Origin of the sequence: Isoptericola halotolerans, assembly GCF_013149785.1 — a bacterium.
Taxonomy (GTDB): Bacteria; Actinomycetota; Actinomycetes; order Actinomycetales; family Cellulomonadaceae; genus Isoptericola; species Isoptericola halotolerans.
The window spans coordinates 484141-506594 of the sequence record NZ_JABEZU010000002.1; the positions used below are offsets into that span (position 1 = coordinate 484141).

The 22454-nt window shown below is 73.8% G+C and carries 20 protein-coding genes and 1 tRNA gene; 9 read left to right on the plus strand and 12 right to left on the minus strand.

Annotated features, from left to right (window positions below; all coding sequences use genetic code 11):
* Positions 1 to 2: 2 nt before the first annotated feature.
* Positions 3 to 935, minus strand: coding sequence for an aldo/keto reductase (locus HDG69_RS09940; protein ID WP_171783624.1), 933 nt, complete (start codon positions 933 to 935; stop codon positions 3 to 5).
* A gap of 26 nt (positions 936 to 961) precedes the next feature.
* Positions 962 to 1822: an aldo/keto reductase gene (locus tag HDG69_RS09945; RefSeq protein ID WP_171783625.1), complete on the minus strand. Its 861-nt coding sequence runs from the start codon at positions 1820 to 1822 to the stop codon at positions 962 to 964.
* Between the two features lie 96 nt (positions 1823 to 1918).
* Between HDG69_RS09945 and HDG69_RS09950 the strand changes: the two genes are divergently transcribed.
* Entirely contained in the window at positions 1919 to 2815 is an 897-nt protein-coding gene (locus HDG69_RS09950) for a LysR family transcriptional regulator (RefSeq protein ID WP_171783626.1), read from the plus strand.
* Between the two features lie 4 nt (positions 2816 to 2819).
* On the opposite strand, the gene HDG69_RS09955 is transcribed toward HDG69_RS09950, so the two are convergent.
* The 4 genes from HDG69_RS09955 to HDG69_RS09970 form a co-directional block, all read right to left on the minus strand.
* Positions 2820 to 4067 carry an MFS transporter gene (locus HDG69_RS09955; protein WP_171783627.1) on the minus strand — a complete coding sequence of 416 codons (1248 nt, stop codon included), beginning with the start codon at positions 4065 to 4067 and terminating at the stop codon, positions 2820 to 2822.
* On the minus strand, positions 4064 to 4567 hold the full coding sequence (locus HDG69_RS09960) for a MarR family winged helix-turn-helix transcriptional regulator (protein WP_171783628.1): 504 nt from the start codon (positions 4565 to 4567) through the stop codon (positions 4064 to 4066). The genes HDG69_RS09955 and HDG69_RS09960 overlap by 4 nt, the downstream gene beginning before the upstream one ends.
* Positions 4568 to 4742: 175 nt before the next feature.
* Complete coding sequence (locus HDG69_RS09965; protein WP_171783629.1) at positions 4743 to 4982, minus strand: hypothetical protein; 240 nt, start codon at positions 4980 to 4982, stop codon at positions 4743 to 4745.
* 224 nt (positions 4983 to 5206) lie between these two features.
* Entirely contained in the window at positions 5207 to 5803 is a 597-nt protein-coding gene (locus tag HDG69_RS09970; protein WP_171784018.1) for a TetR/AcrR family transcriptional regulator, read from the minus strand.
* Between the two features lie 239 nt (positions 5804 to 6042).
* Here HDG69_RS09970 and HDG69_RS09975 point away from each other — a divergent pair.
* The 5 genes from HDG69_RS09975 (at position 6043) to pth (ending at position 10503) form a co-directional block, all read left to right on the plus strand.
* Positions 6043 to 6114: transfer RNA gene (locus HDG69_RS09975), tRNA-Gln, on the plus strand.
* Between the two features lie 149 nt (positions 6115 to 6263).
* The gene (gene glmU, locus HDG69_RS09980; protein ID WP_246256552.1) at positions 6264 to 7820 is read left to right on the plus strand and encodes a bifunctional UDP-N-acetylglucosamine diphosphorylase/glucosamine-1-phosphate N-acetyltransferase GlmU; all 1557 of its coding nucleotides are present in this window, start codon (positions 6264 to 6266) and stop codon (positions 7818 to 7820) included.
* A 46-nt stretch (positions 7821 to 7866) separates the two neighbouring features.
* Complete coding sequence (locus HDG69_RS09985) at positions 7867 to 8850, plus strand: ribose-phosphate diphosphokinase (protein ID WP_171783631.1); 984 nt, start codon at positions 7867 to 7869, stop codon at positions 8848 to 8850.
* Between the two features lie 339 nt (positions 8851 to 9189).
* Positions 9190 to 9789, plus strand: a complete 600-nt coding sequence (locus HDG69_RS09990; protein ID WP_171783632.1) for a 50S ribosomal protein L25/general stress protein Ctc — start codon at positions 9190 to 9192, stop codon at positions 9787 to 9789.
* 108 nt (positions 9790 to 9897) lie between these two features.
* Positions 9898 to 10503 (plus strand): aminoacyl-tRNA hydrolase, encoded by a 606-nt coding sequence (gene pth, locus HDG69_RS09995; RefSeq protein ID WP_171783633.1) that lies wholly within the window; start codon positions 9898 to 9900, stop codon positions 10501 to 10503.
* Positions 10504 to 10536: 33 nt separating this feature from the next.
* Here the strand turns inward: pth and HDG69_RS10000 are convergent, their stop codons facing one another.
* Positions 10537 to 11505, minus strand: a complete 969-nt coding sequence (locus tag HDG69_RS10000; protein ID WP_171783634.1) for a lysophospholipid acyltransferase family protein — start codon at positions 11503 to 11505, stop codon at positions 10537 to 10539.
* 209 nt (positions 11506 to 11714) lie between these two features.
* On the opposite strand from HDG69_RS10000, the gene HDG69_RS10005 reads away from it, so the two are divergent.
* From HDG69_RS10005 to HDG69_RS10015, 3 genes are read left to right on the plus strand one after another with little or no spacing between them, the layout of a single operon-like run.
* A complete protein-coding gene (locus HDG69_RS10005; protein ID WP_171783635.1) occupies positions 11715 to 12890 on the plus strand; it encodes a glycosyltransferase in 1176 nt (391 codons plus the stop codon).
* Complete coding sequence (locus HDG69_RS10010) at positions 12887 to 14542, plus strand: tyrosine-protein kinase domain-containing protein (RefSeq protein ID WP_171783636.1); 1656 nt, start codon at positions 12887 to 12889, stop codon at positions 14540 to 14542. The genes HDG69_RS10005 and HDG69_RS10010 overlap by 4 nt, the downstream gene beginning before the upstream one ends.
* Positions 14523 to 15728: a glycosyltransferase gene (locus HDG69_RS10015; protein ID WP_171783637.1), complete on the plus strand. Its 1206-nt coding sequence runs from the start codon at positions 14523 to 14525 to the stop codon at positions 15726 to 15728. Before HDG69_RS10010 ends, HDG69_RS10015 begins: the two co-directional genes overlap by 20 nt.
* On the opposite strand, the gene HDG69_RS19575 is transcribed toward HDG69_RS10015, so the two are convergent.
* Genes HDG69_RS19575 through HDG69_RS10040 form a run of 5 tightly spaced genes read right to left on the minus strand, consistent with a single transcriptional unit; the run spans position 15673 to position 22334 of the window.
* Complete coding sequence (locus HDG69_RS19575) at positions 15673 to 16875, minus strand: glycosyltransferase (protein ID WP_171783638.1); 1203 nt, start codon at positions 16873 to 16875, stop codon at positions 15673 to 15675. The two genes, HDG69_RS10015 and HDG69_RS19575, sit on opposite strands and share 56 nt — an antisense overlap.
* Positions 16872 to 17876 (minus strand): glycosyltransferase family 4 protein, encoded by a 1005-nt coding sequence (locus HDG69_RS10025; protein ID WP_171783639.1) that lies wholly within the window; start codon positions 17874 to 17876, stop codon positions 16872 to 16874. Before HDG69_RS10025 ends, HDG69_RS19575 begins: the two co-directional genes overlap by 4 nt.
* Positions 17873 to 19000 carry a glycosyltransferase gene (locus tag HDG69_RS10030; protein ID WP_171783640.1) on the minus strand — a complete coding sequence of 376 codons (1128 nt, stop codon included), beginning with the start codon at positions 18998 to 19000 and terminating at the stop codon, positions 17873 to 17875. The genes HDG69_RS10025 and HDG69_RS10030 overlap by 4 nt, the downstream gene beginning before the upstream one ends.
* A complete protein-coding gene (locus HDG69_RS19580) occupies positions 18997 to 20337 on the minus strand; it encodes an O-antigen ligase family protein (protein WP_171783641.1) in 1341 nt (446 codons plus the stop codon). Before HDG69_RS19580 ends, HDG69_RS10030 begins: the two co-directional genes overlap by 4 nt.
* Positions 20334 to 22334, minus strand: coding sequence for a glycosyltransferase (locus HDG69_RS10040; RefSeq protein ID WP_216645446.1), 2001 nt, complete (start codon positions 22332 to 22334; stop codon positions 20334 to 20336). Before HDG69_RS10040 ends, HDG69_RS19580 begins: the two co-directional genes overlap by 4 nt.
* Between the last annotated feature and the right edge of the window lie 120 nt (positions 22335 to 22454).

Here is a 22454-nt window from a genome sequence, read left to right on the forward strand (position 1 = left end):
GATCACGGCACGGTGTAGCCCGCCGCGCGGAACAGCTCGTACCACTCGGCACGGGTCAGCGGGACGTCCGAGCCCTGGGCCGCACCGGCGACGCGCTCCGGCGTCGTCGTGCCGAGCACCACCTGCATGCCGGCAGGGTGGCGCGTGATCCAGGCCGTCGCGATCGCGATGGCAGGCACGTCGTACGTCGCGGCCAGCCGGTCGATGACGGCGTTCAGCTCCGGGTAGCCCTCGTGGCCGAGGAACACGCCGGTGAAGAACCCTGCCTGGAACGGCGACCAGGCCTGCACGGTGATGTCGTGCAGGCGGCAGTAGTCGAGGATCCCGCCGTCGCGCGCCGTCGACTGGTCCAGGCCCGCCATGTTGGCCGCCACGCCCTGCGCGACCATCGGCGCGTGCGTGATCGACAGCTGGAGCTGGTTCGCCACGAGCGGCTGACGCACCGACCTCCTCAGCAGCTCGATCTGGCCCGGCGTGTGGTTGGAGACACCGAAGGCGCGGACCTTGCCGGTCGACTCCAGGTGGTCGAACGCCCGGGCCACCTCGTCGGGCTCCACCAGCGCGTCGGGACGGTGCAGCAGCAGCACGTCCAGGTAGTCGGTGTCGAGCGCCCGCAGCGACCCCTCGACCGACTCCACCAGGTGGTCGTACGAGTAGTCGAAGTACGGGCCGTCCGGCACGATCCCGGCCTTCGACTGGATGGTCAGCTCCGCGCGCTGCGAGGGCGTGAGCTGCATGGCCTCGGCGAACCGGCGCTCGCAGCCGTGCAGCTCGTCGCCGTACACGTCGGCGTGGTCGATGAAGTCGACGCCGGCGTCGCGGGCGGTGCGCACGAGCCGGCGGACGGCGTCGTCGTCCATCTGCGCGATACGCATCAGGCCGAGGACGACGTTGGGGACCTGACGTCCCGTGGGGCCCAGGGGGACGGTCTTCATGGTGATCCTCCTCGATCGGTCGGTGGTCAGGAGGCCGAGAGCTCGGCGAGCTCGTCGGCGGTGAGCTCGAGCTCGACCGCGCGGGCCGAGTCCTCGATGCTCGCGGGACGCGACGCGCCCGGGATGGGGACGACGACGGGCGCGAGCGCGAGCTCCCAGGCGAGCGTGACCTGGTGGGGGCTCACGCCGTGGCGCTCGGCGACGCGGCCGAACACGGCGTGCGTCGATCCCAGCTCGGCAGCCTGGGTGATGCCGCCGAGCGGGGACCAGGGCAGGAACGCGACACCGATCTCGGCGCAGTGCTGCAGCTCGTCGAGGCTGGAGCGGAACCTGGGGGAGAACTGGTTCTGCACCGAGGCGAGCCGCCCGCCGAGGACCTGGCGGGCCTCGTCGATCTGGTCGACGGTCGCGTTGGAGATGCCGGCCTGCTGGATGACGCCCTCGTCGAGCAGCTCGGCCAGGGCGCCGACCGACTCCGCGTAGGGCACCGACGGGTCGGGTCGGTGGAACTGGTAGAGGCCGATCGCCTCGACCCCGAGGCGTTGCGCGGAGGCCTTCGCGGCCTGCTTGAGGTGCTCGGGGCGGCCGTCCTGGGTCCAGGTGCCGTCGCCGGGGCGGAGGTGACCGCCCTTCGTCGCGACCAGCACCTCGGAGGCGTCGCCGCCCCAGGCGCGCAGCGCGCGGCCGATGAGCTCCTCGTTGTGGCCGACCTCCCCGGCGTCGCGGTGGTAGGCGTCGGCCGTGTCGATGAGGGTCACGCCCGCGTCCAGCGCGGCGTGGACGGTGGCGACGGCGCGGTCGAGGTCGGGGCGGCCCTCGATGGACAGGGGCATGCCGCCCAGGCCGATCGCGCTGACAGACCGGCTTCCGATGATGCGAGCTTCCACGGTTCTCCTTGTCTCGACGGTGCCTCCGACGATAGGAAGGGAACGGTCATGAGTCCAACAACTTGAACTCATCGGATTCAGCAACGGGAGTGATCTATGGAGCTGCGGCAGATGGAGTACCTGGTGGCGGTGGCGGAGGAGGGCCACTTCACCCGGGCGGCGGCACTGTGCGGGGTGACCCAGTCGGGGTTGTCCGCCGCCGTCCGCAGCCTGGAGAAGGAGCTCGGTGCGTCGCTGTTCGCCCGCACCACCCGGCGGGTCGCGCTCACCGACGCCGGCCGGGCGCTGCTGCCCTTCGCTCGTCGGATGCTCGCCCAAGCGTCCGCAGGCCGTGACGCCGTCGCGCGGGCGAGTCAGCACCTGTCCGGCCAGCTACGTCTCGGCGCGGAGCAGTGCCTCGGGGTCGTCGACGTCGGGCCGCTGCTGGAGAGGTTCCGGCTGCGCTACCCGTTGGTCGACGTCCAGTTCACGCAGGCAGGCTCCGCCGAGCTCGCCACCCAGGTGCGCGCCGGTGACCTCGACGTCGCGTTCCTCGCCACGACCCAGCACCTCGGGTCGTTGCGCCGCCTCGAGCTCGGGAGGCGACCCGTCGTCGGGCTCGTGCATCCCACCGACGACCTCGCGAGCTCCGGCCAGGCCACCTGGGAGGGTCTCGCCGCGCGTGACTTCGTCGACTTCCGGGAGGCGTGGGCGATCCGACAGCTCGTGGACACGGCGTTCACCGACCGGCACCTCGACCGACGCGTCCGGATGAGCGTCGACGACGTCCACACCCTGCTCGACTTCGTCCAACGCGGACTGGGTGTCGCGGTCGTACCGCAGCACGTGGCGGCGAAGCCGCAGGCGGCCGGTCTCGCCGTTCTCGAGCTGCCCGCCGAGAACGCCCCCGAGTGGGTGGTCTCAGCCGTCTCGGCGCCGACGGCAGAACCAGCCGCCGTGCGCCTGCTGGAGCTGCTCGCCGAGGCCAACCTCGCCGTCGCGCAGCCGGCGTGACGGCTCAGCCCCGGGGGAGGGTCGGGCGGGTGGGCCCCGCGGCAACCCACAGGGCCACCGACATCGCGACCAGCAGCGCGACGACCACCAGCAGCGGAGCCGTCCACCCTCCGGTCGACTCGTGCACGGCGCCGAGCACCGTCGGCACGGTGGCCCCGCAGGCGTACCCGCCGGTCTGCACCATCGCCGAGGTGCGGCGTGCGCCGGCCACCGACGGTGACCGCCGCGCGATCAGCGTGAAGATCACCGTGAAGATGCCGCCCTGGGCCGCCCCGGCCAGGCAGACACCGACCCACCATGCCTGCGGGGTGAGCAGCAGGACCGCCGGGAGAGTGAGCCACAGGAGACACAGCCCGGTCGCGACCGTGCGCTCGGACAACCGCCCGGCGAGCCCCAGCGGCACCAGGAACGCCCCGGCGACCGCCGCGAGCTGGAAAGGCGCGGCAGCGCCACCGGCCGCCGCGGCGTCGAGACCCAAGCGGTCGGCGAGGATCGTCGGCAGCCAGGTCGACATCCCGTAGTAGCCCGAGGTGTGCCCGGCGAACGCGATCAGGAGGAGCAGGGCCAGACGGCGCTGCGACGTAGCCAGGCCGCCGGCCCTGGACGGGTCGGTGCCCGACGGCGCCGCTCCCGCGTGGCGGCGCGCGAGCGAACGACCCGCGGGGACCCAGGCGACCAGCGCCACCACCGCCAGGACGCCCCAGCCGGCCAGCGCCCACTGCCAGCCGAACGCGACGGCCAGCGGCACGGTGCAGAGCGTGGTCAGCGTGGAACCGGCGTTCATCGTGGCGGTGTAGGCGCCCGTCACCCCGGCCGCCCGGCGCCGGAAGTCGCGGGTGATCACGACGGGCACGGCCACGTTGCCGACGGTGATGCCCGCCCCGAGCACGGCCGTTCCGACCAGTGCGGCACCGACCGATCCGCTCGACCGCAGCAGGGTGCCGCCGAGGATCGCGAGCAGCCCGAGGGCGACCGCTCGCTCGGGGCCCCACCGCCCCACCAGGGCCGCGGCGGCCGGTGTGCACAGCGCGAAGGTCAGCACCGGGATCGAGGTGAGCAGACCGACGCCGGCGGAGGTCAGCCCCAGCCCGGCGGCGACGTCGCCGGCCACCGGGGCGAGCGCGGTCAGCGGGGCGCGCAGGTTGAGGGCGACGAGCAGCAGAGCGGCGAGCGCCAGCCCACCGGCACCCGCGGCGAGCGCCGCACCGGGCCGTGCGCCGTCGTCGTCCCCGTGGCCGTCGCTCGTGCTCACTCGTCGAACTGTGCGCCGAGGGTGCGCAGCAGACCGGCGAGGCGCGGGCGCTCGGCGGTCGGCAGCGCGTCGAGCACGTGGGCCTCGACGTCGAGCAGGTCGCTCATCGCGGCGTCGACGCGAGCGCGTCCGGCGGACGTGAGCTGGACCAGCACGCCGCGGCGGTCGTCGGGGGAGCGGTGCCGCTCGACGAGGCCGCGCCGCTCGAGGCGGTCGATCCGGTTGGTCATGGTGCCGCTGGTGACGAGGGTCTGGGCGACGAGGGTGCCGGGGGAGAGGCGGTACGGGTCGCCCGCGCGGCGCAGGGCGGACAGGACGTCGAACTCCCAGGTCTCGAGGTCGTGCCCGGCGAAGGCCCCGCGGCGGGCACGGTCGAGGTGGCGTGCCAGGCGGCTGATGCGGGAGAAGACCGTCAGTGGCTCGACGTCCAGGTCAGGGCGCTCGCGCTGCCAGGCGTCGACGATCCGGTCGACCTCGTCCCCCCGCTGCGTGCTGTCCATCCGCTCAGGGTAGCGCGAGTCTCTCGACGTCAAGAATCTTGACGCCCCGGGCCTCCCTCCCCCGCTGCGGGTGGACGACACGCCGCCATGACAGGTGATTCCACGGCGTGTCGTGCACCCGCAGCGAGCAGGCCGGGCGGGGTCGGGTCAACGGCGGCGCCAGGCGCGGACGTCCTCACGCCACTGGGCCCAGCCGCGTCACGGTCTCCGGGCCGGAGCCGGTGCCGGGCCGCATGCGCGGGACCTGATCGCGCAGCCGGGTGATGCCCTTGACCTTGCGCGTCCGCCCCGCCAGGTCGGTCAGCTCCGCCACCGTGGTGAGCGGCCGTTGACGCCGCATCATCGCGTCACCGAGGACGACGACGTCGTCGGGCCGGCGCAGCCCGACCCCGACGTGGACGAACGTCTGGGTCACCGTCGTACCGTGGCCGGTCCTGCTGCCTGACGGTGACCACGTGGAGGGCGTCGTCACCCTCCAGCGTCCAGGGGCGCTCGATGCCGAGCAGGTCGAGAGCCGTCGTGCGGGAGAAGGCCACCTCGTCGCCGAGGCACGGGGACACGCTGCCGGTGCGCGCGTGCGTCGGGGAGGGTCGACGTCGTCCCTGTGGACAACCTCGCCGCACCCACGGCGGCCGGGGGTCAGCGCTTCGTCAGCTCCGGGCGGCGCTCCATGCCGGCCAGGCCGTTCCACGCCAGGTTCACCAGGTGCGCGGCCACCTCGGTCTTCTTCGGACGCTGGGCGTCCAGCCAATACTGACCGGTCAGGGCCACCATGCCCACCAGCATCTGCGCGTACAGGGGGGCGGCCTTCGGGTCGAGGCCGTTGCGCCTGAACTCGTCCGCCAGGATGTGCTCCACCTGCGTGGCGACGTCGCCGATCAGCGAGGAGAACGTGCCGGTCGCCTGGGCGACGGGGGAGTCGCGCACCAGGATGCGGAAGCCGTCCTCCGAGTCCTCGATGTAGCCCAGCAGCGCCAGCGCGGTGCGTTCGACCATCACCTTCGGGTGGCCGCCCTCCTCCAGGGCGCCCGTCAGCACGGAGGTGAGCGCCTGCACCTCGCGGTCGACGATGACGGCGTAGATGCCCTCCTTGCCGCCGAAGTGCTCGTAGACCACCGGCTTGGACACCTCGGCGGTGGCCGCGATCTCCTCGACGCTGGTGCCCTCGAACCCCTTGCCCGCGAACAGGCCCCGGCTGACGGCCAGCAGCTGTTCACGGCGCTGGCTCGCCGTCATCCGGGCACGCGGGGCACGCTTGGACGCGCGGGAGTCGGCAGGCATGGGTCCATCATGCCTGCTCCGTGCGCACTCCCTGTGGTCCGCGCCACGCCGGCCCTCCGTCCGGTTCGCCCGGATGTGCGCGGGGCACACCGGGCGACCTGGCAGACTGGGCCACGGACGCGTGACGGCGGTGTGCAGCAGGTGGGCAGCGCCGCGTGCTGCGGGGAGGATCCCGGGCCGCCGTGACGCACCGATCCGCCTTGGTGTAATCGGCAGCACACGGGTTTTTGGTGCCCTTGGTCCAGGTTCGAGCCCTGGGGGCGGAGCTCGCGCGACACCCGACAGAGACGGAGCACCGGTGGATTCCACGGCCCCTCAGGACGAGCAGGACGCAACGCACGGCTCGACGCCTTCCTCGGACGACCTGCCGCGACCGGCCGCCGTCGTCGTCCTCGCCGCAGGCCAGGGCACCCGCATGCGGTCCGCGACGCCGAAGGTCCTCCACCGCCTCGCCGGCCGGTCGATGCTCGGGCACGCGATGACGGCGGCGCGCGAGCTCGACCCGGCGCACCTCGCCGTCGTCGTGCGGCACGAGCGCGACCAGGTCGCCGCCGCGGCGCGGGCGCTCGAGGAGACCGCCGTGGTCGTCGACCAGGACGAGATCCCAGGCACCGGGCGCGCCGTCCAGTGCGCGCTGGACGCGCTGGACGCCCGCGCGCACGCCGCCGTGGCGGCCCGTCTCGCCGAGACCGGCGACGCCGGGAGCGACCTCGGTGACGGGCTGCAGGGATCGGTGGTCGTCCTCGCCGGCGACATCCCGCTGCTCGACGGCGCCGCGCTCGGCGAGCTGCTGGCCGCCCACCACGCCGACGGCAACGCCGTGACCATCCTGACCACGGAGCTCGACGACGCCACCGGCTACGGGCGCATCGTGCGCGAGCAGGGCACCGGCGACGTAGTCGCGATCGTCGAGCACGCCGACGCGACCGCGGAGCAGCGGCAGATCCGCGAGATCAACTCCTCGGTGTACGTGTTCGACGCCGCCGTGCTGCGTCGCGGACTGGGCGGCCTGGCCGCGGACAACGCCCAGGGCGAGGTCTACCTCACCGACGTCGTCGCCTCGGCCCGCGCCGAGGGCGGCACGGTCCGCGCCCTGCTCAGCGACGACCCGATGCTGGTCGAGGGCGTCAACGACCGTCTCGCGCTGGCGACCCTCGGGGCGGAGCTGAACCGGCGGATCCTGGCGGACTGGATGCGTGCGGGCGTGACCGTCGTCGACCCGGCCACCACCTGGGTCGACGCCGACGTCGAGCTCGCCCAGGACGTCACCCTGCTGCCGGGCACCCAGCTGCACGGGGCCACCCGCGTCGAGTCCGGTGCCACGATCGGGCCGGACACGACGCTCACCGACGTGGAGGTCGGCGCGGACGCCACCGTGGCGCGCACCCACGGCTCGCTCTCGGTGATCGGCGACGGTGCCACGGTCGGCCCGTTCGCCTACCTGCGGCCGAACACGCGGCTCGGTGAGCGAGGGAAGATCGGCGCCTTCGTCGAGACGAAGAACTCGGAGATCGGCGCGGGCTCGAAGGTCCCGCACCTGTCGTACGTCGGGGACGCGACGATCGGTGAGCAGAGCAACATCGGCGCGGCGTCCGTCACCGTGAACTACGACGGCGTGCACAAGCACCGCACGGTGATCGGCTCGCACGCCCGCACCGGTGCCGACAACATGTTCGTCGCGCCGGTGACCGTGGGGGACGGTGCCTACACCGCGGCGGGCAGCATCATCACCCGTGACGTCCCGGCCGGTGCGCTCGGCGTCAGCCGCTCCCAGCAGAAGAACGTCGACGGATGGGTCGAGCGTCGACGGCCGGGCAGCGCCGCTGCCGAGGCGGCCGCCCGGGCGAGCAGCGACGGCGCGGTCAAGGACGGGCTCGGTGCGCAGGCGAAGCGTGAGCTGGCCGAGCACAATGCCCTCACCGGGAACGTCCCGGGCGACGTCGCGTCGCCGCAGTCCTCAGAGTCCGCCTGACCGCCTGCCCGATCCCGAGACCTCGTACGAAGGAAGCAACCCCCTGATGAACACCTCGATCCCCGGCACCGGAGAGCGCAACCTCGTCCTCGCAGCCGGCAGGGCGCACCCTGAGCTCGCCGACGCCGTCGCCGAGGAGCTGGGTATCGGCCTGCTGCCGGTCTCGGCGTACGACTTCGCGAACAGCGAGACGTACGTACGGTTCGGCGAGTCGGTCCGTGGCGCGGACATCTTCCTGCTGCAGAGCCACACGGCGCCCGTCAACCAGTGGCTGATGGAGCACCTGCTGATGGTGGACGCGGCCAAGCGCGCCTCGGCGCGCACGGTGACCGCGGTCACGCCGTTCTACGGCTACGCCCGTCAGGACAAGAAGTCCCGCGGTCGCGAGCCGATCTCTGCGCGTCTGGTCGCCGACCTGCTGCGCACCGCCGGGGCCGACCGCATCATGAGCGTCGACCTGCACACCGCGCAGATCCAGGGGTTCTTCGACGGGCCGGTCGACCACCTGTGGGCGATGCCGCTGCTCACCGAGTACGTGCGCACCCGGGTCGACACGACCAACGTGACCGTGGTGTCGCCGGACGCCGGGCGCATCCGCGTCGCCGAGCAGTGGGCCGAGAAGCTGGGCGGCGGCCCGCTGGCGTTCGTCCACAAGACCCGCGACGTCACGCGCCCGAACCAGGCGGTCGCCAACCGCGTCGTCGGCGACGTCGAGGGGCGCGAGTGCGTGCTCGTCGACGACCTCATCGACACCGGCGGCACGATCGCCGAGGCCGTCAAGGTCATCATGGACGCCGGCGCGAAGTCCGTGGTCGTCGCGGCCACCCACGGTGTGCTCTCCGACCCTGCCGGGCAGCGGCTCAGCGAGTGCGGCGCCTCGGAGGTCGTGGTCACCAACACCCTGCCGATCTCCGCCGACAAGCGGTTCCAGGGCCTGACGGTGCTGTCCATCGCCCCCCTCATCGCGCGGGCGATCCGCGAGGTGTTCGACGACGGGTCGGTCACCTCCCTGTTCGACGGGAACAGCTGAGACGAGTCCCACGGGCCTGCCGCGAGCACTGACTTTCCACCGTGCCCCTGCGGCGGGTACAGTATTCAGGTTGCCTCGGCGAGGGACGTCTGACGGGCGCCGGTCCACCGGTCGCGAGCTTCTGCTCGCAGCCCGCAGAGCTGGATCCGTCGGATTTCCGTGATCGACTGGGCGGCTGCCGGTAGCGCGCATGCGCCCCGACCGTGCGGCGCCCCTCGATCGCGTCCGTCACGTGTCCCACGCCGACGCAGCCGCCCGTCCGCGCCGGTTCCCCACGCGGACAGCCGATGGCTCCCTCTGGTCGTCGGCACGCACAGACTTCAAGCAGGAGTGATCCACATGGCCGAGATCAAGCTCGCAGCCGAGGCCCGCACCGAGTTCGGCAAGGGGGCCGCCCGTCGCGCCCGCCGCGCCGGCAAGATCCCCGCCGTCCTCTACGGCCACGGCGCCGACCCGCTGCACATCAACCTGCCGGGCCACGAGACCATGCTCGCCGTCCGCCACACCAACGCCCTGATCGGTCTCGACGTCGACGGCGAGGGCTACCTCGCGGTCGTCAAGGACGTCCAGCGCCACCCGGTGCGCCCGCAGATCGAGCACGTCGACCTGCTCCTGGTGAACAAGGGCGAGAAGATCGCCGTGGACATCACGGTCCACATCGTGGGCGAGTCCGCGCCGGGCTCCATCCACCTGGTCGAGGAGCAGACGCTCTCCGTCGAGGCCGACGCGACGAACCTCCCGGAGACCATCGAGGTCTCCATCGAGGGCAAGCAGGCCGGCGAGAGCATCCTCGCCGGCGACATCCCGCTGCCCGAGGGCGTGGAGCTCCTCACGGACCCCTCCTACACCGTCGTCACGATCACCGAGCCGCGCGGCGAGGAGTCCGACGAGGAGTCGGCCGACTCCGCGTCGGCCGCGAGCGAGTCCTCCGCCGAGTGACGCTCGTCTGACGAGTCAGCACCACCCGAACGCCCGACGGCGGCCGTGCGCCGCCGTCGGGCGTTCTGCGTGCCGGGCTACAGTGCACCCGGCGAAAGGATGAAGCACATGTCGGACACGCCCTGGCTCGTCGTCGGGCTCGGCAACCCCGGACCGAAGTACGCCGGCAACCGGCACAACGTCGGCCAGATGGTGCTCGACCTCCTCGCCGATCGGACCGCCGGGCGCTTCGCCAAGCACCCGCGCGCGCAGGCCGTCGTCGCCGAGACGCGGCTCGGGACGCTGCCCGGCGGGGCCCCCGGCCCCCGGGTCGTCCTGGCCAAGCCCGCCACCTACATGAACACCTCGGGCGGACCCGTCTCGGCGCTCGCCCAGTACTACGGCATCGACGCCGATCACGTGCTGGCCGTGCACGACGAGGTCGACATCCCGTTCGACACGATCAAGCTCAAGGCGAGCGGCGGAGAGGGCGGCCACAACGGGCTGCGCGACATCTCCAAGGCCCTCGGCACGCGCGAGTACACCCGGGTGCGCGTCGGCGTCGGCCGCCCGCCCGGTCGCATGGACACCGCCGACTACGTGCTGCGCGACTTCACCGCCACCGAGCGCAAGGACCTGCCGATCCTGGTCGACGACGCCGCCGACGCCGTCGAGATGGTCGTCACCGAGGGGCTGCTGGCCGCGCAGGGGAAGTTCCACGCGGTGAAGGGCTGAACCGGCGGGTTCGGACCTGGCCGTGCCGACCCGCTACCCAGCGATCCAGCGGCTGGTCGCCCGGTCCCAGCGGCGGTCGCTGCCGATGTCGAGGAGGTAGTGCTCGGGGCGTCGGCCGATGTGTCGTTCGACGTCGGCGAGCACCGCGCGCGTCACCTCCGCGTCGCGCACGCGGGGGTCGGGGGAGGTGGACGTGTACGGGCCGAGCACGCGCAGCGTGACCGTCCGCCCTCTCGGCGGTTCCGGCAGCGCCAGCAGCAGGGGGCAGCGCGCGCTGCGGGCGATGCGTGCCGAACCGGTGGAGAACGTCCGTGAGGCATGCCCCGCGAAGGGCATCTCGACGGTGGGCCCGCGGCCCGCCGTCCACGGCGCGTCGATGTTGATCCACACGAACCGCTTCTCGGCGCTCAACGCCTGGAGGGCGTGCCTGGCCGCGTTGCCCAGGTAGATCAGCTCGAAGTCGGCCGGTGCGCTCCACCGTTCGAGCGCTTCGAGGCTGGCGGACAGCTGGCGCTGGACCCGGCGCTCCTGCGCGGTGGTGGCCTCGGCCGGAGGTTCCACGGTGATCAACGACGACGACCGATGGCTCACGGTGGGCGCGAACATGGCGAAGAGCGCCGCGTCGCGCAGGAAGTGGCCCGAGACGACGACGAACGGCTCGTTGCCGTCCAAGACCTGCCGTGCCTCCGGAGTGGCGACGATCCGGATGTCGTAGTCGTCGGGGCGGAGCCGTCCGGCTCGTGCGCCGTGCTGGAAGGCGTGCTCCTCCAGCAGCCCGGCCTGCTGGGCCCAGAAGACCCCCAGCGCCCGGGCCGTGGAGCAACCCAACGCGTCGCGGTACCGGTGCCATCCGGTGCTGCGCCATCCCTCGGCGGCGACGAGCAGCGCGGCGCACGGCCAGGCGAGGGCACGCACCACCGGCATCGGGAGGTGTCGCCCGGCAGGACGGAACACGCCGCTGTACAGACCGGCACGCAGGCTGTCCCTGCGTTGGCTGCTCATCGAGCGCAGCCGGGCTACCACATGACCTGACATCGTCGCCTCCGGGAGTCCGTCGCCTCGTTCGATCATGGGGCCGGGGGGCCGTGCCCGGCCCGGTGCACGCGGACTTTCACCCGGGTGACTCCGGTCCGCCGAGCCCCCACGGCCGGACCCGGCGACCTACGCTGACGGAGCGCGTCGGTCCTAGCGTCGCGCTGCGGGAGGCTCGGATGTCGGACGGTGTCGTGCTCGCGCACGACTACGCCACCCAGCGGGGCGGGGCGGAGCGCGTCGCGCTGCTGATGCTGCGCGCGTTCCCCGGGTCGCCCCTGTACACGACCTTGTTCGACCCGGGCGGGACGTTCCCGGAGTTCGCCCGGGCCGATGTGCGGACGTCGTCGCTCGACCGGGCCGGTCTCCTGCGTCGCCACCATCGTCTGGCGCTGCCGCTGCTCTCCACGGCGGTCGACCGCCAGCGGGTCGAGGGCGACGTGCTGCTGGCGAGCTCCACCGGCTGGGCGCACGGCTACCGCGGGGCCCGGCGGACGGTGGTCTACTGCCACGCTCCCGCACGGTGGCTCTACCAGCGCGACCGCTACCTGGGCGTCGGGGGGAGTCTCGTGGAGCGGTCGCGGGCCACCCTGGCACGCGCCACCCTGCGGGTGCTCGACGGTCCGCTGCGCGACTGGGACCGGCGTGCCGCAGAACGAGCCGACACCTACCTCGTGAACTCCTCGGTCACCCGGGACGCCGTCCGCGCGGCCTACGGGATCGAGGCCGAGGTGCTCCCGCCGCCGCCGGCGCTGGCGCCGGGACCGGTCCGCGAGGTGCGCGACGGCGGGGAGCCCCTGGCCCCCGGGTACCTGTTGTGCGTGGCGAGGCTGCTTCCGTACAAGAACGTGGACGTGGTCGTCGAGGCCGCCCTGGCGCTCGGGCGACGCCTCGTCGTCGTGGGCGAGGGGCCGGACCGGGCCCGGCTCGAACAGCTTGCCGCGCGCGGTGAGGCGGGAGCCGTCCGGTTGGTGGGACGCGTGGACGACGCCGAGCTGCGGTGGCTCTACCAGCACGCCTCGGCGCTGGTGGCGGCGTCGCACGAGGACTACGGGCTGACGCCTCTGGAGGCAGGGATGTTCGACGTGCCGGTCGCCGCGCTGCGGGGTGGCGGCTACCTCGACACCGTGCGCCCCGGCGTCAACGGGGAGTTCTTCGACGAGGTGGCGCCCGATGCCGTCGCGCTCGCGGTCGAGCGGCTGGAGGCCACCCGTTGGGACCTGAAGGCGCTCCGGTCGCACCTGGCCGACTTCGGCGAACGACGCTTCACGGATCGCCTCCGGACGGTGGTGTCCGGGCTGCTCGGTGAATACCAGCAACCCGTCAGGTCCAGCAACGAGGGAGCGGCGGCGTGACGATCCGAGAGTTCGGCAGAGTGGTCTGGACGGGGAAGTGGTACGTCCTCGGGGCGGTCATCCTGGTGATCGCGGCGACGATGTGGTTCGCCGACCGCCAGGTGACCGAGTACCAGGCGACGACGGTGGTCCAGCTGGAGGAGAGCACGACGGGCAACGGGTCCGTCGTGGTGGGCGACGACGCCGGTCTCGTCACGTCGCCGGTGGTCGCCACGGCTGCTGACGCCGTGCTCGACCCGCCGACGTCCGCCCTGGAGAGCGTCGACGCGGTGTACGACGCCGAGACCCAGACGCTCGTCGTGTCCAGCCAGGCGAGCGACCCGCAGCGCGCGGTCGCACTGTCGAACGCGTACGCGCAGGCGCACCTCGACCATCTGCCCACCGTCATCGAGGAGCAGGTCACGCTCCTCGACGAGCAGATCGCCGCGGTGAGCGAGCAGGTGCGCGAGGCGCGCGAGACGTTGGAGGACGACAAGGACGACCCGGTCGCCTCGGCGCTCGAGCAGACCGGCAACGAGTCGCTGGGCGGCCTGACCTCCACCCTGACGGCGTACCTCGCCCTCGTGCGCCCCGGCTACGTCGCGGTCGAGGCGGTCTCGGCCACGCCCGTGGGTCTCGACACGACGATGATGCTCGCCGTCGCCGTGCTGGCAGGCATCGTCGCCGGGGTCGGTGCGGCGTTCCTGCGCTACGCGTTGGACATGCGGGTGCGTTCGTCCCACGAGGTGTCGTCGATCACCGAGGCCCCCGTCCTCGCCGGGCTCGCCGACGCCCGCAAGGCGATGCGGTGGGCGAGGTCCGAGGGCACGCTCCCGGTGGCCACCCGTGTCGCCACCCCCTTCACCGAGTCCGTCCGTGAGCTGCGCACCGCCATCCAGGTGGACCTGGGCGAGCGCCAGCACGGCACCGTCGTGGTCTCCGCGGCGGACCCGCGAGCGCCCCGCGCCTTCGTCGCCGCCAACCTGGCGGCGTCGTTCGCGCTCTCCGGTCGACGGACCGTGGTGCTGTCCGGGGACCTGCGCCGACCGCAGATCGACGCCCTGCTTCCCCCGCCGGAGGGTTGGGACGGCTCCCGTGGGCAGATGCGACCCTCGATCGTCCCCAACCTCGACGTCTGCCCCATGCCGGACGTCCCGCTCGACCCGGCCGACTACCTCGCCAGCGAACGGGCCCGGGACCTGGTCGAGGCCGTGAAACGCCGCGCCGACATCGTCGTGGTGGACGCGCCCCCCGTCCTCGCTGCGGCCGATGCCACCATCCTGGGCTCGTACGCCGACGGTGTGGTCCTCGTGGCAGAGGTCCGTCGGACCGACCGTGCGATCCTCGCGGAGGCGGCCCAGCGCCTGCGCACGAACTCGGTGCGGCTCATCGGTGTGGCGGTGGCCGGCCGGTCGGAGACGCACCGCGCCGCCTACGCGGCGACCTACGGCGACGTCGACGACGCCCGGCCCGGCCCTCGGGACGGCGCGAGCCCGTCCAGTGTCGCCAGTGCGTCGAGCGCCGAGGCCGGTGTCGGGTCGCCGGGTGGCCGCCCCGGGCCGTGGGCGCGGCTCCCGTTCGTCCCGCGGGAGGCGTCTGCCGACAGCAGCGCGGAGGACAGCGCGGCCTCCGCCTCCGGGACGGGGACGCAGCGTGCCCGCCAGACAGGGTGAGCGCGAGCTGCCGCTGCGCGTGACGCTCGTCGGCCACTCGGCGCAGGCCTCGGGCGCCGAGCTCGCGCTGCTCAGGCTTCTCGGTGCGACCGACCCGGAGCAGGTGCAGGTCGAGGTGGTGCTGATGGAGGACGGCGAGCTGGTGCGACCGCTGGCCGAGGTGGCGCACCGGGTCGACGTGCTGCCCCTGGGCCGCACGGCCGCAGGGGTCGGACGCGCACGGCTCGGCAGCCTCGAGGCGCTGCGAGCCCTCCCCGCGGCATGCACGACGCTGTGGCGCCTGACCCGCCACCTGGCTCGTCGGAGGCCCGACGTCGTGGTGACGACGACGATGAAGGCTCACGCCCTCGGGTCGATCGCGGCACGGCTCCTGCGGATGCCGCTCGTCTGGCACGTGCACGACCGGTTCGCTCCCGAGTACCTGCCGCGGGGTGTCCTCGCGCCCCTGAGGTTCGCTGCGCGTCGGCTGCCCGTCGCGGTGGTGGCCAACTCGCGGGCCACGGCGCGGACGCTGCCGGGGGCGGCCGTCTCCGTCGCGTACCCGGGCTTTGCGCCGGAGCAGGCGCTCGACGACCCGGGTCGGCACCGCGACCCTGCCGAGCCCGTCGTGCTGCTCCTCGGCCGGGTCAGCCCGACCAAGGGACAGCTCGAGCTGGTGCGGGCGGCACCCTGGCTGATCGCCCGTCATCCCGGTCTGCGGATCCGCATGGTCGGCGCGCCGCTCTTCGGTGCCGAGGAGTACGCCCGGGCGGTGCAGCAGGAGATCGACCGGCACGTCCTGGGCGACCACGTCCGCCTGGAGGGAGCGGTCGACGACCCGAGCGCGCTGATCGACGCGGCCACCGTCCTCGTGCACGCGTCCCCCGTGCCGGAGCCCTTCGGCCAGGTGGTCGTCGAGGCGATGGTCCGCGGGCTGCCGGTGGTCGCCACCGAGGCCGGCGGTGTGCCGGAGATCCTGGTGCCCGACGGCGGTGCACCGCTCGGGCTGCTCGTCCCTCCCGGCGACGTGGAGGCGCTCGCCGTTGCTGTCGCGGAGGTCCTCGACGACCCGGCGGGAGCACGGCGGCGTGCTGCGGCGGCGCACGCCTCCGCCGTCGAGCGCTTTGCCGTGGCAGCAGCCGCGGACGTCGTCACCGAGGTCTGGCGGCGGGCGGGCGCATCAGGCCACCGAGCACCTCGCGCATGAGCGCTGCCTGACTGTCCCAGGTCGGGAGCCCGGACGGGATCTCCTCGGCCTCCTCCCCGGAGGTGCCGGGTGAGGTGGCGGTGTGCACGACGACGGCGGGGAAGCTCTCGGCCGGGACCGCGCGGACGAGGGGGTCGCCAGCCTCCCGGAACCCGGCGACCGGGGTCGCCACCACGGGACGGCGTGCCGCGCGGTACTCGTAGAGCTTGATGGGGTCGAGGCTGTCCGTGAACCTGTCCACCACGTGCGGCACGACGAGGACGTCCGCGCTGCGTGCGTACGCCGGCACCTGCCCATGGGGTCGCGGACCCATCAGCTCGGCTCCCGCCCTCACCAGGCGCGTCCGCTCCTCGGCCTGGAGGGCGTCCGGGCCGAGCAGGACCAACCGTGCTCCGGCACGGACCAGGTCCTGCGCCGTGCGGGCACAGAGGTCGACGTCGAGGCGGTCGGCGTGCAGGGTCCCGACGTAGAGCGCGACGGGCCCCGTCGCGAGGTCGTGAGGCCTCTCCAGGGGCCCACGGTAGGAGCCGACGTCCACGCCGTTCGTGAGCAGCACGATGTCGGGCCGCACGGCGCCCTTGTCCCTGACGAGGGCGGGCGAGCAGGCGGTGACGGCGCGGGACTCGGTGAGCAACCGGTGCTCGGCGGCGGTCAGCCGCGCGTTCTCCTCGGGTGATCGGCGTGCCGCGAGCCAGTCGTCGGTGAGGTCGTACAGCACCGGGGCGTCGGTCAGGTCGAGGGCGTGCACCGCGGAGATGTCGTTGACCCACACGGCCGTCACCGGCCCCTGGTGCGCCGCCGTCCGCAGCGCCGCGCGAGCCCGGCGCCGGTCACCGTGGGGGTCCAGCCGCCGCGGCCACCACTTGGTCGGCTGGTAGGTCCTGAGCCGCGTGACGTCCCCGTCCTCGAGGTCACCGTTCCCCCCGCGCACCGGGTGGTCGACGCGACGGCGCCCGCGGCCTGGCCGCGGCAGCCGGCCGTGGAGCGCGGCGTGCAGGGGGTCTGCGGGCGGCTCGACGAAGAGGACCGCCAGGTCGGCGTCCGCGGCCAGCAGGCGCGAGACCAGGTGCTGGTTGCGGCGCCAGACGTCGTCCCACGGCTCCAGGGAGTACACCACGACGATCCTGCGCTCCGGCTCCGGCCTCACAGCAGCTCCTCGTAGACGTCGGCCGTCCCGGCCACCTGGGCCGCGAGGGTGTAGCGAGCGCGTTGCCGCGCCGCGGCCGCCCGGCCGTAGGCGGCACGCCCGGCGTCGTCGGCGGCGAGCGCCCGGAGCCGGTCGCCCGCCGTCGCGGCGTCGCCCGGGGGGAAGAGTGCGCGGTCGTCGAGCCCGGCGAGCAGCTCGGTGTGTCCGCCCGCGTCCGCCGCGACGACGGGCAGGGCGTGCGCCATCGCCTCGAGCACGCTGAGTCCGAGGCCTTCGACCGGGCACGGCGCCAGGAGGATGCCGGCGCTTCCGAGCAGCTCGTCCACGTCCGCGCGGTGGCCGAGCAGCTCGGCGCGCAGCCCCAGGCGGTCGGCCAGCGCGGCGAGCTCGGCGGCCTGCGAGCCGGTGCCGGCCACCTGCAGCCGCCACCCGTGGTGCAGCATCCCCGAGGACGCGACGGCTCGGAGCGCGACGTCGGTCGCCTTCTCCGGCTCGAGGCGCTGCAGCACCAGCACCACCCGTTCCTGCTCGGCCGTCGAGGGTGCGACGTCCACGCCCGGGTAGACGACGGTCGTCGGGCCGTCGACGTGGTCGGCGACGTAGCGCGACACGGCGATCTGCGCCTGGACCGCATGCCGGGCGAGACGTGCCACGAACGGCCCGGTGCGACCGCTGCCGCGCGGCGCCGCGAAGTGGCGGGTGGCCACCACGGCCGGCCGGTGCCGTGCCCAGGGCACGAGACCGGCGGCGATCTCGGCAGCGGTCATGTGCACGTGCACGACGTCGGCGCCCCGACCGTGACCGGCCAGCCGCCGGGCCACCTCCGGGACGGTCCGGGCCTCCAGGTGCCGCACCCCGTCCAGCTCGCGACGCATGTCGTCGGCCGCCCCGCCGACGACCGTGACGTCGTCGCCGTGGTGGGCCTGTGCCCGCGCCAGTCGTGCGACGTGCCGCTCGACGCCCGCGAACCCGTCCGACCTGACGGCGTGCACGATCCTCATCGCGACCCGCCGCCGTCCGCGGTGCTCAGCCCGCGCAGGACCGTCAGGTACCGGGCCGCGACCTCGTCCCAGGACCATCGTTCGGCCGCCTCGCGGGCCGCAGTGCGGAACGAGCCCTGCCCGTGCCGGAGCACGGACTCCAGCGCCGAGGCGACCGCGAGCGCGTCGGCGGGCACGATCCGGCCGGTGGCGTCGGTGACGACGTCCGGGACGACGCCGACCGGCGTGGACACCACCGGGAGCCCCGTGGCGAGCGCCTCGAGGTAGACGAGGCCGAACGACTCGTAGGCGCTCGGCAGGCAGAAGACGTCCGCGGCGTGCAGCGCCTCGCGGACGTCGGGCACCGGGCCGGTGAAGGTGCATCGGTCGGCGACCCCGGCCCGGGTGGCACGCTGCCGTGCCGTCGCGACCATCCGGGGATCGCCCCCGACGACCAGGAGCCGTGCCCCGCGGACGTGCGCGAGAGCCTCCAGGACCAGGGGCAGTCCCTTGCGGTCGTGCTCGTTGCCGACGAAGAGCACCACCCGGTCCTGCGGCGCGTACCCGAGGCGGGCGCGTGCCGCCGAGCGCTCACCGTCCGTGGGCGGCCGGAAGCGCTCGAGGTCGACCCCGTTGCCCACGACGGTGGTCGCGGTGGCGAGGCGCGGGTACACCTCGCCCAGCAGCCGGTCCTCGGTCGAGCTGAGGTTCACCACGAGCCGGTGGGTGCGGCTGCGGAAGCGGTGCCGGTCGCGGGCGACGACGAACAGGTGCATGGGGTTGCGGAGCATCCTCCAGCGCGCTCGGCCGCGGTCACGCATGGCGGCCTGCAGGATGCCGTGGTTGACGTAGACGTCCCCGGCCAGGGCGTCGTTGTGGCACAGGGCCACCGCCCCGGGCACGGACCGGCAGTACCGGCGAGCGAGGACGGAGCCGACCGTGGAGAACCAGACGACCCTCGCGAGCAGGGTGAGCCGGCCACGCAGGCTGGTCGACACGGGGGGCAGCCAGCCGCCGGCCGCGTCCGCCAGGGTGAACCGACGGGTCTCCACCCCGGCCCGGTGCCAGGCGGCCTCCAGGTCGGCGGCGACGCCGCCCACCCCGGTCCCTGCGCCGATCTCCGGGCAGATCTGGACGACGATCACGGCTGTCCCAGCAGGGCCGGTGGGCGGCCGGCTCGCTCGACGACGGGCGTCGGGACGGCCTGCTCCACGTCGTCGGCGCGTGCCGCCGCTCCGAGGCAGATGCCGGCGATCAGGTACGGGACCGAGACGCTGACGGCCACCCAGAACAGGTCGAGCTGGCCCTGCACCAGGCGTGAGGCGAGGACGGCGAACGCGAGGGTCCCGTAGTCGGGGCGGACCCGCCACAGGACGACCAGGCCGCCGATCTGCAGGACGAGGAACGCCGCGAGGCCGATCACGCCGGTCGAGCTGAGGACCTCGAGCTCGGCGTTCGGGGGCTGGAAGGAGTAGTGCTCCCCGGTGGTCCACCATCGCAGGCCCACCCCGACGAGCGGGTTCTCCCGCCAGACCTCGATCGCCTGGTCGAACCAGGTCAGGCGTTGGAACGTCGAGTTGAACGCGTTGCCCTCCTCCACCTGCTCGCGGACGAGGGTCAGCACCGCGATGCAGGCGATCACGACCGGCGCGAGGATCCAGGGGGTGTGCCGGACGCCCTGGCCGCGGCGGAAGAGCACGATGACGACGGCGACGGCGAGGCTCACGTAGGCCTGCCGCGCCTGGGTGGCGGCGACGGCCGCCGTGAGCACCGTGAACGCCGTGTAGCTCGTCCAGCGTGGCCAGCGCATCCAGCGGGGGCGCGCGTAGACGACGGTGGCGGCGAAGGCGAGGAGCGTCCCGATGAAGTTCTTGTGCATGCCGTAGGGCCAGTGCAGGTAGACGGGCCCGGTGTTGCCGACGGCGAGCTGCAGGGCGCCGAAGGCGAGGGTGAGGGCGGCGATGACGAGGCAGGCGCCGACGAGCAGCGTCATGCCGCGCGCCGCGTAGCCGGAGCGTCCGACAGCCCACCCGACGACGAGCGCGCCGCCCACGAGGAGCCAGGCGTGGAACCACTCGACCGTGTTGGCGAGGTAGGGGTTGACGATCACGGTGAACAGGCTGGCCGCCTGGTAGACCGCGCTGAGCCAGAGCATGGTCCGCATCGCCGGGCTGTACGGGCGGTGCCCGAGCAGGAGCGCGAACCAGAAGGCGCCGAAGATCGCGACGTCGCTCAGCGAGAGGTCCACCCCGCTCGCCCCGACGCGTTCGACGACGACGACGGCGGGGATCGCCAGCAGGGGGACGGCGACGGGTTCGTACACGGTCAGGGCGACGAGCAGCAGGGCCAGCGCGCCGACGACGGCGAGCGGGCCGGAGAGCACCGTCAGGGCACCGAGCAGCACCAGGCAGGTGACGACGGCCGCCGTGGCCAGGGCGGCACGAGCGGCTCGGGAGACGTCGCGGGTGGTCGGCGGCGTCACGCCGCTGCTCCGTGGACCAGGAGCCGCAGGCGACGGCGGGCGACGTCGCGGCGCGGCCCCAGGACGGTCCGGGCCGCCGCGCCGACGACGCCGCCGGCACGCGCCGTCGCCCATCCCGCGGTCCCGTAGTGCTTGCGCCAGTAGCGCTCCTGGGACGCTCGGACCCAGGCGTCGCGTCGCGCCGGGTCGTCGCTCGTGGCCGCCCCGAGATGGACGGCGAGGACCTCCGGCACGAGTCGGTGGTGCCAGCCCCTGCGGTGCGCCCGGAAGGCCCAGTCGGTCTCTTCCGCATAGAGGAAGAAGCCTTCGTCGAGGGGACCGACGTCGTCCAGCGCCTCCGCCCGCAGCAGCAGGACGGAGCCGATGACGTAGGTGTTCCCGGGCCGGCGTCGCCCGGTCCGACCCAGCAGCCGGCGCGCGGCGTCCACGCCCAGGGCCTCGGACCACGCGGCCCACGGACGGGGGAACGGCCACTCGACCTGTGCCGGTTCGCCGTCACCGTCGACCTGGCGCGGCCCGACGCTGGCGGTGCGCTCGTGGGCGCGCAGCGCGCGGTGGAGGGTGTGGATGCCGGTCTCGTCGACGACGGCGTCCGGGTTGAGCAGCAGCACGTCCCGTCCGGGGTGCTGGCGGTGGGCGATCCCGTGGTTGACGCCGGCGGCGAACCCCCCGTTGCGGCCGGGGTCCAGGTAGCGGCCGTGCGCCGACGCCGTGATCTCGCGCACCCGCTCGTCGCGGGAGTTGTCCACCACGGTGATCGGCAGGCGCCCCGCGATCGGTGCCAGTGCTCGGCGGAGCAGCTCCGGGGAGCCGTAGGCCACGACGAGCACCTCGGGCGGTTCGGCCGGTACCGCAACGGAGGGAGCTTCCACGGTGGCGGGTCCGGTCGACGCCACGTCGCGGTACAGCTCGTGCAGCCGCGTGGCCACTGCGGGCCAGGAGCACTGCGCGGCCCGCTCGGCGCCGCGACGGCTGAGCCGTGCCGCGAGGCCGTCGTCGTCGAGCACCCGCCGCAGGGCGCCGGCGAGCGCCGTGGCGTCGTCGGGCGGGACGAGCAGGCCCGCACCCTCGACGAGGTCGGGCAGGGCGCCGGACCGGCTGGCCACCACCGGGGTGCCGCAGGCCATCGCCTCCACCACGACGCGGCCGAACTGCTCCACCCACCCCGGGGTGTCGCGTGACGGGACGGCCAGCACGTCGACGGAACGGTAGAGCTCGACGAGGTCGTCGCCGTCGAGCGGCCCGTGGAAGGTGACGCGGCCGGGGGCGACCACCTCCGCGCGTCGGCGCAGCGCCTCCTCCTCGGGGCCGGCGCCGGCGACCACCAGGTCCGTGCCGGGGCACTGCGCCAGGGCGTCGAGCAGCACGTCGACACCCTTGTGCGCCGCGAGCCGGCCGGCGTAGCCCACGGTCGGTCGAGCGCCGGGGGAGCGGCGGGCGGGCGAGAAGGCTGCGAGGTCGACGCCCAGCGGGATGGTCTCGATCCGTCCGCGGGCCCCTTTCGCTCGCAGGATCCGGCCGGCCTCGTCGTTGCACACCTGCACCGCCGCCGCGCGGCGCAGCACGGCTCGTTCGACCCACCGGAACGGGACGGGGTAGCGCTTGGTGAGGTTCTGGGCGCTGTACACCACGAAGGGCCGGGCCGGGCTCGGGCGTCCACGGAGCCGGTCGACGACGCGGCGCAGCCGGGCCAGGACGAGCACCTCCGCGGTGGCGAGCGCGAACGGCTCCTCGTGGATGTCGAGCACCTCGTGGTCGGTGCGCAGCGCCCGCCACAGGGGTCGTGGGTCGTAGACGAACAGCGCGGGGTGCGTGCCCCAGGTGCGTGCTCCGGTGACGTCCTCGCCGGGACGGGCGACGAGGGGGACGTCGCGCCCCCCCTCGTCCCACACCGCCGCGCACAGCAGCGCGACGTCCAGACCCTGTCGGCGCAGCTCGCGCTCGCGCTCGCGCCAGGCGTCGACGACCGCGCTGTGCGACACCCGCAGGACCCTCATGCTCACCGATCCTGGCTCATGGGCCCCGGCGCGGGAACGCGGTGCCCGGACAATCACCCGCTGCCCGGGCAGATTCACCCCCTGGCGACCTGACCGAGCCTGTCGCGCCGTGGGTACCGT